This is a genomic window from Neoroseomonas rubea, assembly GCF_016106015.1.
GTDB classification, from domain to species: Bacteria; Pseudomonadota; Alphaproteobacteria; order Acetobacterales; family Acetobacteraceae; genus Neoroseomonas; species Neoroseomonas rubea.
On record NZ_JACADQ010000506.1, the window covers coordinates 1 to 1,967 of the forward strand.

The 1,967-nt window shown below is 71.0% G+C and carries 1 protein-coding gene and 2 pseudogenes; all 3 read right to left on the bottom strand.

Features of this window, described 5'->3' with window-relative positions; translation table 11 throughout:
- Nucleotides 1-368: pseudogene (locus tag HW577_RS24250) on the bottom strand (class I SAM-dependent RNA methyltransferase); the annotation flags it as partial.
- A 21-nt stretch (nucleotides 369-389) separates the two neighbouring features.
- Entirely contained in the window at nucleotides 390-1,586 is a 1,197-nt protein-coding gene (locus HW577_RS24255; protein WP_198378667.1) for an acyl-CoA dehydrogenase, read from the bottom strand.
- A 91-nt stretch (nucleotides 1,587-1,677) separates the two neighbouring features.
- Nucleotides 1,678-1,967: pseudogene (locus HW577_RS24260) on the bottom strand (hypothetical protein); the annotation flags it as partial.

Below are 1,967 nucleotides of genomic sequence, written 5' to 3' on the forward strand. Positions count from 1 at the left end.
CGCAGCGCGAGGTCGGCGCGGCGGCGATGGCCCGGCGCGGTGGCGATGGTCGGCGCGACCGGCGCATCGGGGTAGCCGGCGCGCGAGAGCGCCTCGGCCAGCCGTGCGCGCTTCCAGCCGGCCTGTGCGGCTTGCGCCCAGTGCTGCACGGCGCAGCCGCCGCAGCCTTGCGCGAAATGGGGGCAGGGGGGCTCGACGCGGTCGGGGCTCGGTTCGAGCACTGCTTCCAGCACGGCTGCCTCGCCGTCGCCGCGCTTCGCGCCGGGGCGGATGCGCACGCGCTCCCCCGGCAGGGCGCGCGGCACATAGATGGGGCCGGCGGCGATCCCGTCGCCGCCGGCCCCCATGCGTTCGATCACGATGTCCATGGCGCGGGCCGCGCCGCCCGGTCAGCCGAAGGCGTTCAGCCCGGTCTGCGCCCGGCCGAGGATCAGCGCGTGCACGTCATGCGTGCCTTCATAGGTGTTGACCGTCTCGAGGTTCATGACGTGGCGGATCACGTGGTACTCGTCCACGATCCCGTTGCCGCCATGCATGTCGCGCGCGACGCGGGCGACGTCGAGCGCCTTGCCGCAATTGTTGCGCTTGACCAGGCTGATCATCTCCGGCGCCACGCGGCCCTCGTCGAACAGCCGGCCGACGCGCAGCACGGCATGCAGGCCGAGCGTGATCTCCGTCTGCATGTCCGCGAGCTTCTTCTGCACCAGCTGCGTCGCGGCGAGCGGCTTGCCGAACATCATCCGGTTCAGCGTGTAGTCGCGCGCGGCGTGCCAGCAGAATTCCGCCGCGCCCAGCGCGCCCCAGGCGATGCCGTAGCGCGCGCGGTTGAGGCAGGAGAAGGGCCCGGCGAGCGACTTCACGCCCGGCAGCCGGTTCTCCTCCGGCACGAAGACGTCCTCCATCATGATCATCCCGGTCACGGAGGCGCGGAGCGAGAACTTGCCCTCGATCTTGGGGAAGCTGAGGCCCTTCATGCCGCGTTCTAGGATGAAGCCGCGCAGCACGCCGTCATCGTCCTTCGCCCAGACCACGGCGACATCGGCGATCGGGGAATTGGTGATCCAGGTCTTGGATCCGCTGAGGATGTAGCCGCCATCGACCTTCTTCGCGCGCGTGCGCATCGAGGACGGGTCGGACCCCGCATCGGGCTCGGTCAGGCCAAAGCAGCCGACCCATTCGCCCGTCCGCAACTTCGGCAGGAACTTCTGCCGCTGTTCCTCGGACCCATAGGCGTGGATGGGGAACATCACGAGGCTGGACTGGACGGAGAAGGCGGAGCGGTAGCCGGAATCGACGCGCTCGACCTCGCGCGCCATCAGCCCGTAGGCGACGTAGGAGACGCCGGCGCAGCCATAGCCTTCCAGCGTCGCGCCGAGGAAGCCCATCTCCCCGAACTCGTTCATGATCTCGCGGTCGAAGATGCCGTTGCGGTTCGCCATCAGGATCCGCGGCATCAGCTTTTCCTGGCAGAAGGCGCGCGCGGAATCGCGGATCAGGCGCTCATCCTCGGTGAGCGCATCCTCGAGCAGCAGCGGGTCGTCCCAGACGAACTGCGCGCGCGTGGCGGGCTTGCTGACGACATTCATGGCGGTGTCCTCCGGCGTCTCGCCGGCAGGATGGGGTGCCGCCGGCGCTCGGGCAATCGGGAAGGCCGGGCATCGCTGCCCGGCCAGGTGGTCAGGCGGCTTCTGTCTCGGGCGTCGCGGCGGGCGCGGCCTCGACGGAGGTCGGCTTGTCGGGGCGCGGGCGCGGCAGCGGGATCAGCATGAAGGCCGGCACCGCATCGCCGAAGCCCTTTACGGCCGGGCCGAGGTCTTCCTGCCGGTAGCGGCGTTCCCGCCCGGCGTCACGGTCGCGCGGCGCGTCGCGGTCGCGTCCGCCGTCACGCTCGCGGCGCGGCTCGCGGGCCGTCTCGCGCGCGGGTTCGGATGTTTCGCGCTCGATCCGCGCGTCGCGGTCGCGGTCGC